Source organism: Microbacterium sp. BDGP8 (genome assembly GCF_029991045.1).
Taxonomy (GTDB): domain Bacteria; phylum Actinomycetota; class Actinomycetes; order Actinomycetales; family Microbacteriaceae; genus Microbacterium; species Microbacterium plantarum.
On the sequence record NZ_CP120712.1, the window covers coordinates 1,179,222 to 1,193,560 of the forward strand.

Sequence of the window (14,339 nt, forward strand, 5' to 3'; positions counted from 1 at the left end):
GGACGCTGACTCTCGGGGAATCCGTATCATCCCCGAGATCCCGGATATCCGGCTCGCGAGGGTGGAAGGCAAGAACGGCATAGGGAAGACACTTGCTGCTCGGCTCCTCGAGTTAGTTTCCGGCGGGCGCCCGTTCGCGGCCCTTCCTCGCGCCTGGGAGAGTCTCGTCGAGCTTCTCGGCGTTGTGAAGATCACGATCGAAGGACATCCAGAAGGTCCTTTGATTATCGACATCGACAGCAAGAAATGGCGGGGTAGATCGGAGGCCGAGTGTGCGGCCGAGCCAGGGGACGCACGCCTTGCCGGTGAGCCAATTGACTGGATACGCCTTCGTCAGCTTATCCAAGTCCAAAGAATCGCCGGTGACGAAGGGCTTGCGGAGACGCTCGGCCGCACAGTGCGAGAGCGCGCACTGGAGGCTGATGCTGGGCGACGACGCATCGGTGACTTAGTCGAGTCTTGGTCGCACCGACTCGATACGCTTCGAGTGCTTTGTGGCGGAATCGGTCCAGAACTCTTGGATACCGCCCGGAGAAATGCCCGGCAAGCTGAGGACGAGTACGAGAAGACACGGGAGGATCTGTCAAAGGCTGAAGAACTTGCTGATGCGTGGTCTGAAGCCCGCACTATCTTGCGGAGTCTTAGCCAGTTTGCGCACAGCTACCCGGCGCTGATGGCTGCATACGCAGCAGGTCTGGACAAGCATCACAATGCCTCCGAACAGATCAAGCAGCTAGAGCAACGTCTAGCGCAGGCGGGCGCGGCGGCGGCCATCGACGACAGCCGACGTAAGGACATAGCCAAGTGGACGCGGCTACTCGATCTGAGAGAAACGGCGCTCACGCGTGCGCGACTGCAAGAACGTCGTGTACTCGGCTACCTCGGAATAGATACGCGCCCCATATTGGCGGATGTCCGAAAGCTGCGAACGGAAACCAATAACGCCCTCAGAGAAGCCGAAGCTGAACTGCGAACGGCTGATATGGCCGGAACGATCAGGTCGGCAGCCACCAACATCGAGGGGATGCTTGATGAGCTGCCCGAGCCGGCGCTGGCCGAGACGATCGCCGATCTTGATAGGCCTGTTACCGCGAGCCAGCTACTGGTCGGAGTTCGGCAGCGCCGCGCTCATCTCGACGGTGTTCCACGACCAGGTGAAGCGGTTCAGTTGTCGAGAAAGATCGACGATCTACGGGACCGTGTTTCCGTGCTCGCTCAAGTGCCGAATCTCATTGAGATAACCGATCGCAAGGCTCGAAACGTCAACGTCGCTCAAGAGACGTTGATTTCGTTGATGGGCTTGTCCGACGCAGAGCGAGAAGAGCGAGAAGCTACGCAGCTCTCTCTTTCGGAGCAACGTGACCTCATGGTCGCGGGCAGCGCCGAAGCCGTCGCGACGTTGTCTAGGCTCTACGCCCTGATCGGTGCGCCCGTGCCGGAGCTCGAGCCGTCAACCACAACGATTGATGAGAGTTCTGAAGAGCAGGATGAGTCGGAACTGAGCGCGGCTGAGGGCGAATTGTCGTCGGCTGTGCAACTCCTGCTACGGACCCCCGACGCTGTGCAGGAAGAGGTGAATACTTGGAAGGGCGAGCGTCTGGCGCGCCTCGCCCAGCTGCAGGAGATTACCGGGGTGAACATGCACTTCGACGCCTCAATGGCGTCGGGTACGGACACTGACAATCTTCGAGCTTCCGTGGAAGCAGAGGAAACGGCCGCGGCGCAGAGAGTCCAGGAGCTGTCTGCCACACTAGCCGTTGCGACCGAGCATAGAACGGGCGCTTCTGCCGCGCTCGTCCATATGCGACTATCGATCGCGTCGGCGGTGCGGTCGCTGCTTATTGAGAACGAATGGGAATCCCTTCGCCCGGCAATAGAAAGAGCGCTTGCGAGAGCCGGGATTTCCGCGTCAGCAGTGGTCTTGTCAGAGCAAGGTTTTCTTCATGGCGGAGACAGTGTGGATGTCGCGGCAGCCGAGATGAAAGTCGCTACAGTGCTCCAGGATTTGGCAAAGTTCGCGGAGCAGATTGAAGATTCCGCTGCGACCGTTAGAGACGCTTGGGCATCGACTACTGCCTATCTAGATAACGAAACACGCCGGTTGGCGCGACGGCTTGCCGACGCAGAGCCGGATCGATTCACGGCGAACAGCATGAGTGGGCCCGCCAGTGTGGTGTTGCGGTCCTGGACTGAAGTTGAGATCGGCCGGATTCTCTCCTCAACCGCGTTGCGCGAGCAGTTATTCAACAATGCTGAGACAGTCCATTTTGACCTCGAAGGACTTGCAGTTCAGTGGCGGACGCTAGACGGGAAGCGTCGACGCCGCCCTCTCGAAGCATTTTCATCAGGGGAACAGGTATTCGCCTACACTCGCGCGAAACTCGAAACGTTGAGAGACCTAAAGTCGACTTCCCAGTACGTCGTCGTTTTCCTCGACGAGTTTGGCGCATTCGTCGCCCGTGATCGTTTCAGTGAGCTTATGCGCTATGTGCAAGATGATGTCCTCGGGGACATTGCCGACCAGGTCGTGGTCATGCTGCCCACATCCTCATCTGACGAACCGCTCACATTGAGAGAAGAACTAGACGGAGTCTTCCACGCGGAGGGCTATGTTGTTACCTCTGCCGAACCCGAGAGGGTCGGCTGATGGCATCGTCGAGTTCGAACCTTTTCGGCGCGACTTCCACACTTACTGCGCCTCAAGCGAGACAACTTCTGCATGACTTGAAGCGAATCTGGAGTGCCCAGATCGCGTCACTTCCGGATGGGCTGCGAAAGGCGTCTGAGCGGAATTCCGTAGGCGACCCTGAAAGAGTGCTGGCGGAAGACTTGCGGCTGATGAAGTTCTGGTTTGACCCGATCGCAAGCGGCAAGCGGCTTCGAGACATCCTCAGTTCTATCGAGCCCTTGGGAGTTTCGGGGGAGGGAATTCCGGATGAGTTGCTCTTGGCGATCGACTCCGAGCGGTGGCTCGTGACACCTGAGGGCCGCGCGGTGATGTGGGCGATCGAGGCGAGCGTTGACGGCAACCTCGACAGCTTTCCGGACCAGACAAATATCTATATTTCGCAGGGAACGATTAGAACAGCCCTTGTTCTTGTCCACGACGTCTACCGCGACTGGAACCTTCAGCGCATCACTGGTGTCACTGGTCTCTTGAGTGCCGAAACAGCGACGCTACGACCGACCGCGGCCGGGCTGCTTCTCGTTCTCCTCTTGAACAGGAACACATCACCGCAGCGCCGCCTCCCGCCACCAGACGACCCGAACGCGTCAGCAGAGATGACGAGGGCGATCGCAGCGCCGGCGATAGCGTTCGCGCGCGAGCTAGCTGGCACCGAGAAGGCGAGTTCGCGGGGCGTTGATTTGTACCGAGGCTGGGCGATGGGCGAGATTGCTAGACGGCTGGGCGCCGGTCTGCATCGTGCCTCCGACGGTGTGTGGATCGACCCCGACTACGAAGACGCCGCACGTCAACGTTTGATCGACGCGCTCAGCGACCGCCCTGATCGCATCCGACGCCGTCTACCACGTGCTGTTGATGCAGCGCTTGGTGAATATGAACGAGTCCGTCCGGTGCTGAGCGGGCTCGGTATGGCACACGAGCGACCTTCGAATACGCGGCGGCTCCGAGACGACATCGTTGCCGCAAGCGGCGGCCTGTCTGAGGAAGGCGCCTTCGCGTGAGTGTCGCCACAGAGGATGTTCTGGACTGGATGCGCCAGGTCCTTGGTGCGCATCACGATCATCCGGATAAGCGGGGTGAAGCAGCTGTCATCATGGCAACGGCGCTACCCGAGCGAGATCGCTGGATACCGCTCATTCGTGAGATGCTCGAGGCGGAAGAAGGCGTCTTGGTGGACGCGGCCAAGTATGGTCGCGGAGCGGTGTGTGGAGACCTCGAACAAGAAGCGCCCCTTCTTCTCGACGCGATCGGTGAGCTGTTGAGCAGCTTCAACCGCGAAGAGGCGCATGCAGACCTCAGGCTGGAAATCGTTGGCGGGTCTGCTCAAGTTGTCGGGGCTCAAGACTATGAGAGCGTCAACGCCGCACAACGGGCATTCCGAGAAGTAGTCACTGCCCTGTGTTCGGATGATCTGAGGTCGACGGACCTCGTGGCAGTCGTCTATGCGGAAGACTCTCTCGACGAATCTCGGGCGAAAGAAGTCTGGGACATCATGATGCGTCTCCCAAGCCTGCTCAATCTCGCCGCCTCAGCGACGGTCGCGGTCGTAGCTTGTGATGGCACAATCGACTTTGATATCCATTGCGATGGATTTCCCAGCTTGCGCGCACGTATCCTCGACGGCGGTGGACTCCAAACGCGACACTCATGGAGTCGCTCAGTCCAACCGATACTCGATCTACGCCAATACTCGCGTGAACAACAACCGCTTCTTGTCCTCTTCCTCGGCGCTGGGGCGAGTGTTGCCGACGGCCTGCCGACAGGCGATTCGCTCCGCAACCAATCGCTTAGTCGACTACTCAGCAGGCCTGTGGACAGAGGCACATTCGACCAGGCTGCTCGCGAATGGTGGCGCAATCTTGCCTCGACCGATGATCTCTCGGACGGAGAGATCGCGGCGGGCGTCGACGAGTTTGTTCGGACGTTGACTCTAGAGCGCGTCATTGCTCACGAACAGCGGCAACAAAATCAGAACTTCTCGACCACTCTGCGCGACTTTGCTCGACGTCACACGGAAGTCGTAGCCGGGATCAGAGCAAGTCGAGAGGCAGGAGAACTGAGCAACGACCCACTCACACGCCTTGTCGCTTGCCAGCAAAGACTGGTGTTGGTGACCGTGAACTTCGACCGGGTCATTGAAGCTCGTGCTGGTGAAGACCGGCTCAGACGCTTCGTTTCGGAAGAGGATATGTCCGAGTTCGGTGAGTACCTCACCGAGTACAAATCCAAGGGCGGTGCGATTCCACTCCTGAAACTGCATGGAGACATCGAGTTGCCCGATACGATCGTTGCCAACATCGACGAAACTCAAGCCGGTCTTTCGGCGGCGCGTGACGCGGCGCTGTTACGACTGATGGAAGAACTGGAACCTCAGCCCGTGCGGTCATGGTGGTACGTCGGATACAGCATGCGTGACAGAGACCTTTCCACCACTTGGAGGTCGCCCAGGTTCACAAGCTATAACGAGTACTGGGTTTCCCCTTTTCTCGATCCTTCGGTCGGCTCGTTTATTGAACAACACCGAATGCTCACGTGGGAAAGAGCTGGTCGGCGGTATACGCCGATGAAGCGCCTTATCACGCTGACAGCTAAGAACTTCTTCGATATCTTGGCAAGCGAGGTCACAAGCAACTGGTCATAGCGGAGGTCGTGGTACGTCGAGCGCCTCGAATTTGCTCGGCTTTCACTCCTCGCTCAGCATCGAAGCAAGGTACGAATATCATGCCTCGCTCGGGCTCGGGGTGTCCGTAGTGAGGCTTGGTGGAACTCAGCTAGTAGTGGGATCAACACTCCTCACCTCGGACAAGGGGCGGGACAGGACGCGGCAGCGTTCTGACGGTCGGCGCGGCGAACGGCGGTCTTTCGGCGTTGTTGTCACCATCCAGGAGGGGGACCAGAAGGGGACCAGAATCATGGGAACCATGCATGTCGTGACGCGCTCTGCATGATCTGGTGTCCGGAATCACGCGGAAATCGGTCTCGCGGGAGCCATCTGGACGCCTGGGGGTCAAGGGGTCGCAGGTTCAAATCCTGTCATCCCGACGGTTCGAAGCCCCGGCGAGCGAGATGCTTGTCGGGGCTTCGCGGTCTCTGGCAGTGGCTTCTCATTCAGGTCGCAGGTTGCTCAGGACTTCGGCGCCTCTGCTGCATTCGCGGCAGGCCCACGGAGCGTTATCCGAGCCGCGAGCTCATTGCCGCTGTCGTGTCGGGGGCTCGCAATGAGCCCTGCTGCGGCGAGGTCGGCATCCGGATGCAGGGCTCCCTCATCAGCCTTGAGGATCAGGTCGCGGAGCGGAGGCCGCCGGGCGTGAGCCCAGGCTTGAGCCGGGGGGGCAGCTTCAACCTGCCGCGTCGCCCTATTCTTCGCGTTGCCACGAAGGGGCTGGTGCCTGCGGAAGCTCTGGGCTAACGACGCGTCGTGACCGGCGCCATCAGCCAGGCGAGACCGCACAGCAGAGCGGCCCACGTAAACGGGATGATGTAGGTGATCGGGGCGTTTGGACCGGCCGCGCCGGCCAGCGCGGCGGCCTGGTCTACGGGCAGGAGATCGATGATCGTGGCAGGTGCCCTGACCGCACGCAGCGCTGTCGGGACGAGCCAGCCGATAGCCAAGAACAACCCGTAGGCGAGAGGGCCGGACGGAAGCAAGACGCCGATGGCGGTGCCAATCCAAGCAACAGCAACCGCTCCTAGCGCCAGGTGCGCTCCTCGCGCGATCTCCACCGAGAAGCTCGGCGGGCGTTGCTCGAGTAGCGCTGCCAAGCCTCCGACCACGATGACGCAGACGAGGAAAGTCGCCAGCGCCACGCCGGAGGAAACAGCTCCGACGGCACAGAGGCGCGCCGCGAGAAGGCGTCGTGCTGACGGCACTGCGAGGTTGCTCAAGCGACTACCCCCGGTGGTTCGGTCGCCCGAGGAGGCATAAACGCCCAACACGCCGGCTACCAGGAACATCGTGGTTGCGCCTGAGGTCGGAGCCGCCCGAAGGAGACTCGTAGCGTCGGCTTGCAGGCCGCCGTGTGTCGTGTCGGCCAATGCTTGAGCCAGCAGCACGGCAAGTGCCGCCGATCCTGCTCCTACCAGGACCACCGACGCCATCATCAGCCAGGGTGCGGGGACGGTGCAGTAGCGGGTGATTTCGAATGCGACGACGTCGCGCCAGCCTGGTCGAAGAAAACGCCGCTGAGCGCGGAGCCCTGTCTGGGTCACGGGTTCGGTGTTCATGTCTCAGCCTTGGTGAAATGCAGACGGCGCGAGGTTCTCCTGGTTCGCACGCGCCATCGCGAGCGTGTACTCGGCCTCGAGGTCCCCACGTGTCTCCCCGATCGACTCAACGAAAAGACGCTCGACGAAGGCCACGCGGGCAACGGCGGCGACGCGCGCGTCATGCACGACGACGCGACGTCCGTCGACGCTGACGACGTGGCCTTGGCGGCGCAGCAGGGCGGCGAGATCCGCGGCGGCATCCGTGAGAGCGGTGACGGTCCATCCGGCAGCCTCAGACGTCGAGCTTCCGGACGTCCTCGCCGGAGGGCGGGTCGTCACAATCTGTCCTGCCGACATCACTTCGACGTTGTCGCTCACCGCTGCGACCTCGCTGAGCACGTGGGACGACATGAGCACTGCTCCGCCTTTGTCGGCTACGCCTCGTACCAACGACCGCATCCACCGGATGCCGTCAACGTCCAAGCCATTGAGTGGCTCGTCCAGTATCAGAAGGCTCGGCTGCCCGAGAAGGGCGCGCGCGAGCGATAGCCGCTGCCGCATGCCGAACGATAAGGTTCCGACCCGGCGGCGCGCAGCTTCCGTCAGCCCGACCTCCATCAGCACCTCTGTCACTCGGGCCTTGTCGATCCGATGCGACCGGGCGGCGACGAGTAGCTCATCGCATGCTCGCCGGCGGGGGTGCAACCAACCAGCATCAAGCGACGCGCCCACCGAACGCATCGGCGATTGCAGGTGCGTGTACGACACCCCGTCGATGCTGACCGCGCCTGCGTCCGCGCGTTCCAATCCGAGCACTACTCGGAGAAGCGTGGACTTGCCGGCCCCATTCGGGCCTACGAGAGACGTCACGGTCCCGGGCGTGACGCGCAAGGAAACGTCGTTGAGCACCCGACGCCCACCGAGTGTTTTCGAGACGCCGGACACGATGAGGCGCGGCGCAGCGCCGGAGTCAAGCGTCCGCGACATGAACCTCGCCCTTCTCGATCGCGACGAGTCGGGTTGCCAGCTGGCGCAGGCGAGCTGGCAACGCATGGGCGACGACGATCACCGCTCGGCCTTGCGTGAGCCATGTCGAAATGGTGTCGATCAACGCCTCCACGGCGTCCTCATCGAGCGCGTTGAAGGGCTCATCCAACAGCACACAGGAGGATTCGACGTCGTCGGTGCACATGAGGAGCCAGCTCTTGCGCCGGTTCCCGGTCGACAACTCCGAGCTTGGCAAGTCACCGTAGTCGATCAAACCCCATCGTTGGAGCGCAGCGTCGATTTCGTCGTCCGAACTTCGCCCGCAAAGAATGAGGTGCTCGCGCAGGGTCAGCGCCGGAATGAGGCCGATCTCATGCGGAGCGTATGCCCTCATGCGTCGCGCTGTGGTGTCGCCTACCGAGACGCCGCGTATCGAGCATGTTCCCGAGCGCAGGGGCAGATTCGAGGCTGCGGTCTCGAGCAGCGTCGACTTTCCGCTGCCGTTCGCCCCCGTGATCAGAGTCAAACCTGGTCCGATAGTGAGTGTGACGTCGGTGAGTACGGGTGGCTCACCGCGATATGCGAGCGTGGCGTTCTCGAACGCGACGACTGCGCTCATTTCATTCACAGGACGTGCACCTTTCGACGGAGGAACACGAGGGCGACAGCCGCGGCCCCGACCGACGCCAGCAATACCGCGGGGGCAACGGCGAGCGGCGAGAATGTCACGGCGAGCGCGCCCAGAAGCGGAGGCGCACCCGAAACGAGGTGGCCATGGATACTGAGTTCGATGGTGCCGTCCGGCAATCGTTGGACCCCGGAATCGGCGAATGGGCACAGAATGAGGCCTGCTACAGCCCCGAACGAGGTCACAACAGCAACCAGCAGCGGAGTCGGATCGAAGCGCAACAGCGAGACCCCGGCACCCAGGACCAGGGTTGGAGCGGCGACCACGACGGTCAGAGTCACCCCGTAGACCGCGACCGCGACCGGAATAGACCGTGGCGCTGATCGGGCGGCCAACGCGAAGAGGGGCAAGACATGCAGCGGCGTGAGGAACGTCGATGCGGTCGCCGAGACAATACTGGCGACCACCAAAGGAAGCAGTGCGATCGCCGTCGTTCCCGGTGCTACGCCCGCCAGAGCGCCAGTGCCGGCGAGGCCCGCTGCCAGCACAGCTGAGCTCAACAGACACAGCGGGCGGAGAGTGCGACGGAGGATGATGGAGCCACGCCCGACCGAGCGCGTCACGAGCGCTACGAAAGCCGAGGGCCAGCCGTGGACTCTGCGGAGCGCAGACTCGACGCCGGTCGCGCGGCCGAATCGAAGCGCCAGTGCGTCGGTTACCAGGACCGCAGCGATCGCTGCGGGAGAGAAGGACGACGCGCTGCGCAACTGATCGGTCACGAATCGGAACAACTCCTCGACGTCCAGGGCGAGTAGTGCGACGGGGTTGAGGGTCGAGAGGAAAAAGCCCGCCGCTGCCCCGCAGCCGACGGCAAGTGCGACGGCGACGGGAAAGGAGTGCATCTTCGTCGGCGCTCGTGACACACCGACCGCGATGAGAAGCACGGCTGCGACGCCGACGAGCAGAACGCCACCGACCGTGGCCACATCGGCGGGGCCGCTGATCGTCACCGTCAGCGCGATCACGGCGATTGCAGCTACACGCAGCAGCGGTCGAAGCTGACCCCGCACGAACAGACTCGCGCGCGGGGCGACCCGCAGCCCGTCGAACAGGAGCCGGGAGAAGGGCGTCAAGTGTGCCTGCACGCGAGCTGAGCCGCTCACAGCAGAGAGGGCGGTGAGCGCCATCAGTACCTCGGCGACAAGGGCGACCACCGGCAGGAAGGGAGTGATAGCGACCGAAAGAATGCGGACGACGGCAGCGATCGCCACGAGAAGCAGCACGAGCATCGCGCCTGAACTGACGACCATCACGAGAAGGATCGTGCTGGCCGCGCGAACATTGTTGGTGACGCCGTTTGCTCGCGCCCACATAGCGAATTCGAACCGCGCGACGACAACGATCGCGCCCAGCGCCGACCGTGCCCGGCCGACAAGCGATGTTTGCCTCGGAGCCGCGAGCGCGCCTCCGTCCGCAGACGCTGCGACTATGGATCGAGAACCAACTGTCACGTGTGCCGCTCCCGGCCGAGCTGCTTCCGATCAAACGCTCCCTCAAGGTGCGCGAGGGCCGCGAGCCCGCACAGGGCGGCGGCCGAGTAGGGAAGCCAACCCCAGGCTTCCCCGCGCAGGAATGCCCCGATAACGACGCAGAGAAGCATGGCGATCGCGAAGAGAAGCACCCCGACGACTGGCACGAATGTGGGCTTCGCAACGAATATCACCAGCAGCACTGCTACGACCGCGCCCGCGACGGCCAACACCGAACGCGAAACAGAAAGCACGGCGAAGGTGCGTTCCGGTGCGCCGAGCTCGTTGGAGTCGCGGAGCAAGAACCCGACGACCGACGCCACGAAGAGAACACCAACAGCAGCCGGGGCGATCCATGGTCGAATACGTTTCCACGCGCTCATGCGAGAACCCTTCCGATCTGAGCGGCGAGCACGGCGCCGGTCGCTGCCGCGGCTAAAGCGATCGTCACGACCTGCACTCGCACCGCGACGTGCCGCCCGTGAAGCGTGCGGTAACCGACCGCGAAGATGATGGACACGCCGAACACCGCGATGGCCGTGATTGCGGCGGCTTTGGGGACAGCCGCTACCGCAGCGATGATGGCGAGCAGTGTTGAGCCTGCGGAAGCGTAATCGACGGCAGCGACCGCTGCATCGCGGGCATCCCACCGCGCCTCGGACCTGATCAAGCCGGCGAGGCCGCCGCCGACGATCGCCGCTCCCAGCCGTAGCACGACGTACGTCGCGATGGCGGCCAGTATCAGCATCGAGAGCGCGGTAACCCGCGCTAGGCCCTCGAAACCCTGGGGCACCTCGGTCGCAGGCAAGGCGAGCTGAGCGTCGATGTGTCTGACGAGGGCGAAGGCGCCAACTATGGCGAGGAGGACGTTGACGAGCACCCACGGCAGCGCGCGGCGCCGTCGCGGGGTCCTCGATACGTGGTCGAGGATGGACTCGGATGGTGCATTGATCATTTTTCTCCGTACCGGGCGGACTCGGTCGTCAGCGCGGCAAGCCGCCAGCGACCTCGAGAATCGCGCCGACGATCAGTAGCACGGTTCCGAGGAGTGCGTATGGGAGGGTGGCGGACAGTGACGCACTCAACGAGTTCGCGTGCTGCCGCCACGTGGCTGATCCAGACGGCTTCCGCAGATACAAGCGACGAGCTAGCTCCGCAGTCGGGAGAAGTCCCGCAAAACCGAACACAGCGAAACCCGCAACTTCGAAGGCGAGAAACGGAAGCAGCGCGTCGGCGGCTCCGCCGACGCCCCAGTCCGAAGCGGCGAGTCCTACCACCGAGCCGATGTAGATCCCCGCGAGTACCGTCATCGCGATCGTGATGGTGCCGAGCGTTGCGACTCCCGCGTAGAGGATGAGGCCGACCATGATGTTGCTGCCGAAGATCAGCGGCACCTGCTCCCAGGGCATGTATGCGGGGTCCTGACGGGCAGTTTCGAACGGCAGCCCGGCAGTGGCGCCGAGCGCGAGGGTCACGATCCACAGAGGGATCGTCACCCCCGCTGCCCAGCGCCGTGCGCCCGTCATCTCTCGTCGAGCCGAGGGCAAGCTCCTGGCGGACACGCTCAGGTCTTACTCGATGGCCTGCTTGCGCCCGAACGTCGCGATCGCCCAGCGGATGCCGCCCACGACGGCGCCGCCGACGCCGAGGCCGATGAACGCGGCCACCACGGTCGCGACCGCGGAACCCGCTAGGACCGCATCTACGATCGCGACGGCGACCCCGGCCTCGGCAACTCCTGCCGCCGTGATGATCGACTTCACCACCTCCGGCCCGAAGGTGCCGCTCAAGACGAGCGCGAAGGTGGCGATTGTCAGGGCCACCGTCGCGCCCGCGAGCTGACGGACGTTGATTCTCGTCTGGTCCTCGGCCAGACCCGTGACAGTGCTCATGTCTTCATCTCCTCACTTTCACGCGGAGCGGGCGCCCCGACATCGTCATGTTCGCGCTTGCCCGGACCCGCGAGTAGCGACGAACGTACTGACTTCGCCGGGGGTGATGCTCGCTCGAGCCGGTCGCCTTATCGAGTGTTCTCGGCTGCGCACAGGATCACGTCGCCCCGATTGTGGGTGACGATCCGCGGCACTGCGCTCGTCGTCGCAGTGCTGCGACGTGCGCTGACCTTCATGACGTTGCGCTCCGCGCTCCCCGGTGCGCGCTCGGGCGGCACGTCGCCGACGGTCAGCGCGCGGGTAACCGTGCGGTGAGGACCCACCGTCCGTCTGCGGGTCCCGACGTGAAGTGCCCGCCGGAGACCGAGACACGCTCGCGCAGACGGTCGAGCCCATAACCGGACGATGGGACGCCGCTTGTGGTCGGAGCAGGGTCGATGCTGTTGGTCAGCTCTAGACACACGTCGTCGTCGAGCACCTCGAGCGTGATCGTCACGGAGGCGTTCGCGGGCGCATGCTTCGCGATGTTGGTGGTGCCCTCACGGATCAGGTGCACCAGGGCCTGTTCGATCGTGGACGACACCGAGACGTCGCTGTATCGCACCGTGATGGCCGCCCCAAGCTGCAGGAGCGCGTCGCGGGCCTCCTCGAAAGCGGCGGCGATGTTCGGCGTCGGGACGTGGTCATCGGGCGTCTGAAGTGGGGAAGCTCCGTCGTCGCGCACGATCCGGAGCATCCTGCGAATGTCAGCCAGCGCCTGGTCTGCGCCGGCGCGGATGGCGCGAACGGACTGGTCGCGCAGTGCTTCGTAATCGACGCGCTCAAGAACCCTCGCGTGCATCGAGACGAGCGTGATGTCGTGCGCGATGATGTCGTGCAACTCGTCTGCGATGCGTTCCCGCTCGGCTTCGATCGCCGCCGTGCGTGCCTGGGCCAGTGCGGCGACGTCACCCGCCAGGCGCAACTCACGCCCGTGCGCCGCGCGCAGCGCCCAGCCGATGGAGGCGGAGATCGCGACCACGAGCGCCAGCGCGGGCAGCGCCGTGTTCGCGAAGATTCCGAGGACGGTGCTCGCCAGGATCGTGAGGATCAGCGTCGCGACGACGTAGATCGACACGAACCAGAGCGGGCTCGTGTAGACCACGAGGCCGGCAACGCCCGCGAGGTAGAGGACATCGCTGCCGTCCTGCCCCGCGGTGATCTGCACGAGCGCGATGAGGAGGAGGCTGGTCGCTGCTGCCGGGGGCCACCAGATGAACAGAGCCGTGGCCAGCATCGCAGGCAACCCAAACATCAGACCGCGCCACGCGACACCTGGCTCGGTGACGGCTAAAGCGATGTCGACGACGAGCATCACGGCCAGGACGAGGAGCAGGATGATGCGCCCCCGGCGCGGCAGCACGGAGAACCCGCGCTCATCCGCGCCCACTCGGCCCGGCGCGTGCCGGTGTCGTAGTCTCCTCTGACGCTCCGTCACCCTCCCATCATGCCCGCATGGGTGATCGGGTCACTTGCAGATCCCCAGCAAGCGGCACAACTCGCTCATGATCGGACCCGCCGGTCGCATTCCCGCTGTGAACAAGAAGAGTTCCGTGAACATCGATTCTCCTAACGAGGGTTCTCGGAGGAGGATTTCGGAAGAGCATGCCGGTGCACTGCGTCCGGAGGTATCGGAATTCACACCTATGTACTAACCCGATTGTCGACGCGCTCCTTATAATCGCAGCGTGGGAGCCACGCGAGTGTTGATTGCCGATGACGAAGCGCTCGTCCGTCATGCTCTCCGTGTTTTCGTCGACACCAGCGGTGACATGAGCGTCGTCGGCGAAGCGGTGGACGGCGAGAGTGCGGTCGCGGCGACGGGGGAGCTTCGACCCGACGTCGTGCTCATGGATCTGCAGATGCCCAAGCTTTCGGGAATCGAAGCCACGCGTCAGATCACGACGGCCTTCCCGGATGTGCGGGTGCTCGCCGTCACGACGTTCTCGACGGAGCGGCACGTCGTACCGGCGCTGCGCGCTGGAGCTTCCGGCTACCTCGTGAAGGACACCGACCCGGACGACATCCTGGAAGCGATCCGCGAGATCCATGCCGGCCGGTCCGTCATCTCCCCACGCGTCACTCGCGACTTGATCAGCTCCGTGCGCGACGACCCGGGCATCGTCGGTGGTGCGCCTGCACCGCCACCCCTCACCCCGCGCGAGTTGTCGATCGTCAAAGCACTCGCTCACGGGCGATCGAATGCAGAGATCGCGAGGCAGCTGCATCTCGCAGAGCCGACCGTCAAGGCGCATCTGGGTCGGGTCATGACCAAGTGGGGGGTGCGCGACCGAGTGCAGGTTCTGATCTATGCGATAACGAAGCAGATCATCGACATCGAGTCATTCGATCTGCAGCCGCCCCGTTGATCG

General features: G+C 63.4%; 13 protein-coding genes. 4 read left to right on the top strand and 9 right to left on the bottom strand.

What is annotated here, in order from left to right; translation table 11 throughout:
- Positions 1-61 precede the first annotated feature (61 nt).
- The 3 genes from P6897_RS05680 to P6897_RS05690 all read left to right on the top strand — a co-directional run bounded on the left by P6897_RS05680 (position 62) and on the right by P6897_RS05690 (position 5,327).
- Positions 62-2,647 (top strand): hypothetical protein, encoded by a 2,586-nt coding sequence (locus tag P6897_RS05680; protein ID WP_282502334.1) that lies wholly within the window; start codon positions 62-64, stop codon positions 2,645-2,647.
- 167 nt (positions 2,648-2,814) lie between these two features.
- Positions 2,815-3,687, top strand: coding sequence for a hypothetical protein (locus tag P6897_RS05685; RefSeq protein WP_282502335.1), 873 nt, complete (start codon positions 2,815-2,817; stop codon positions 3,685-3,687).
- Positions 3,684-5,327, top strand: coding sequence for an SIR2 family protein (locus tag P6897_RS05690; RefSeq protein ID WP_282502336.1), 1,644 nt, complete (start codon positions 3,684-3,686; stop codon positions 5,325-5,327). Before P6897_RS05685 ends, P6897_RS05690 begins: the two co-directional genes overlap by 4 nt.
- Before the next feature lie 764 nt (positions 5,328-6,091).
- Here P6897_RS05690 and P6897_RS05695 read toward each other — a convergent pair.
- From P6897_RS05695 to P6897_RS05735, 9 genes are all read right to left on the bottom strand, one after another.
- Complete coding sequence (locus P6897_RS05695) at positions 6,092-6,910, bottom strand: hypothetical protein (RefSeq protein WP_282502337.1); 819 nt, start codon at positions 6,908-6,910, stop codon at positions 6,092-6,094.
- Between the two features lie 3 nt (positions 6,911-6,913).
- Positions 6,914-7,879, bottom strand: coding sequence for an ATP-binding cassette domain-containing protein (locus P6897_RS05700; RefSeq protein WP_274177585.1), 966 nt, complete (start codon positions 7,877-7,879; stop codon positions 6,914-6,916).
- The gene (locus P6897_RS05705) at positions 7,863-8,498 is read right to left on the bottom strand and encodes an ATP-binding cassette domain-containing protein (RefSeq protein ID WP_282502339.1); all 636 of its coding nucleotides are present in this window, start codon (positions 8,496-8,498) and stop codon (positions 7,863-7,865) included. Before P6897_RS05705 ends, P6897_RS05700 begins: the two co-directional genes overlap by 17 nt.
- A gap of 5 nt (positions 8,499-8,503) precedes the next feature.
- Complete coding sequence (locus P6897_RS05710; protein ID WP_282502340.1) at positions 8,504-9,880, bottom strand: hypothetical protein; 1,377 nt, start codon at positions 9,878-9,880, stop codon at positions 8,504-8,506.
- 134 nt (positions 9,881-10,014) lie between these two features.
- Positions 10,015-10,419, bottom strand: coding sequence for a hypothetical protein (locus P6897_RS05715; protein ID WP_282502341.1), 405 nt, complete (start codon positions 10,417-10,419; stop codon positions 10,015-10,017).
- The gene (locus P6897_RS05720; protein WP_282502342.1) at positions 10,416-10,991 is read right to left on the bottom strand and encodes a hypothetical protein; all 576 of its coding nucleotides are present in this window, start codon (positions 10,989-10,991) and stop codon (positions 10,416-10,418) included. The genes P6897_RS05715 and P6897_RS05720 overlap by 4 nt, the downstream gene beginning before the upstream one ends.
- A 28-nt stretch (positions 10,992-11,019) precedes the next feature.
- Positions 11,020-11,532, bottom strand: a complete 513-nt coding sequence (locus P6897_RS05725) for a stage II sporulation protein M (RefSeq protein ID WP_282502343.1) — start codon at positions 11,530-11,532, stop codon at positions 11,020-11,022.
- A 75-nt stretch (positions 11,533-11,607) separates the two neighbouring features.
- A complete protein-coding gene (locus tag P6897_RS05730) occupies positions 11,608-11,928 on the bottom strand; it encodes a hypothetical protein (protein WP_274177591.1) in 321 nt (106 codons plus the stop codon).
- A 289-nt stretch (positions 11,929-12,217) separates the two neighbouring features.
- Positions 12,218-13,405: a histidine kinase gene (locus P6897_RS05735; RefSeq protein ID WP_282502344.1), complete on the bottom strand. Its 1,188-nt coding sequence runs from the start codon at positions 13,403-13,405 to the stop codon at positions 12,218-12,220.
- A 250-nt stretch (positions 13,406-13,655) separates the two neighbouring features.
- Between P6897_RS05735 and P6897_RS05740 the strand changes: the two genes are divergently transcribed.
- The gene (locus P6897_RS05740; protein ID WP_282502345.1) at positions 13,656-14,336 is read left to right on the top strand and encodes a response regulator transcription factor; all 681 of its coding nucleotides are present in this window, start codon (positions 13,656-13,658) and stop codon (positions 14,334-14,336) included.
- Positions 14,337-14,339 lie beyond the last annotated feature (3 nt).

Excerpts from the sequence above, each read along its gene's own strand:
- P6897_RS05700 (WP_274177585.1), bottom strand. The coding sequence starts at position 7,879 with ATGTCGCGGACGCTTGACTCCGGCGCTGCGCCGCGCCTCATCGTGTCC.
- P6897_RS05710 (WP_282502340.1), bottom strand. The coding sequence starts at position 9,880 with ATGTGGGCGCGAGCAAACGGCGTCACCAACAATGTTCGCGCGGCCAGC.
- P6897_RS05705 (WP_282502339.1), bottom strand. The coding sequence starts at position 8,498 with ATGAGCGCAGTCGTCGCGTTCGAGAACGCCACGCTCGCATATCGCGGT.
- P6897_RS05715 (WP_282502341.1), bottom strand. The coding sequence starts at position 10,419 with ATGAGCGCGTGGAAACGTATTCGACCATGGATCGCCCCGGCTGCTGTT.
- P6897_RS05695 (WP_282502337.1), bottom strand. The coding sequence starts at position 6,910 with ATGAACACCGAACCCGTGACCCAGACAGGGCTCCGCGCTCAGCGGCGT.
- P6897_RS05730 (WP_274177591.1), bottom strand. The coding sequence starts at position 11,928 with ATGAGCACTGTCACGGGTCTGGCCGAGGACCAGACGAGAATCAACGTC.
- P6897_RS05720 (WP_282502342.1), bottom strand. The coding sequence starts at position 10,991 with ATGATCAATGCACCATCCGAGTCCATCCTCGACCACGTATCGAGGACC.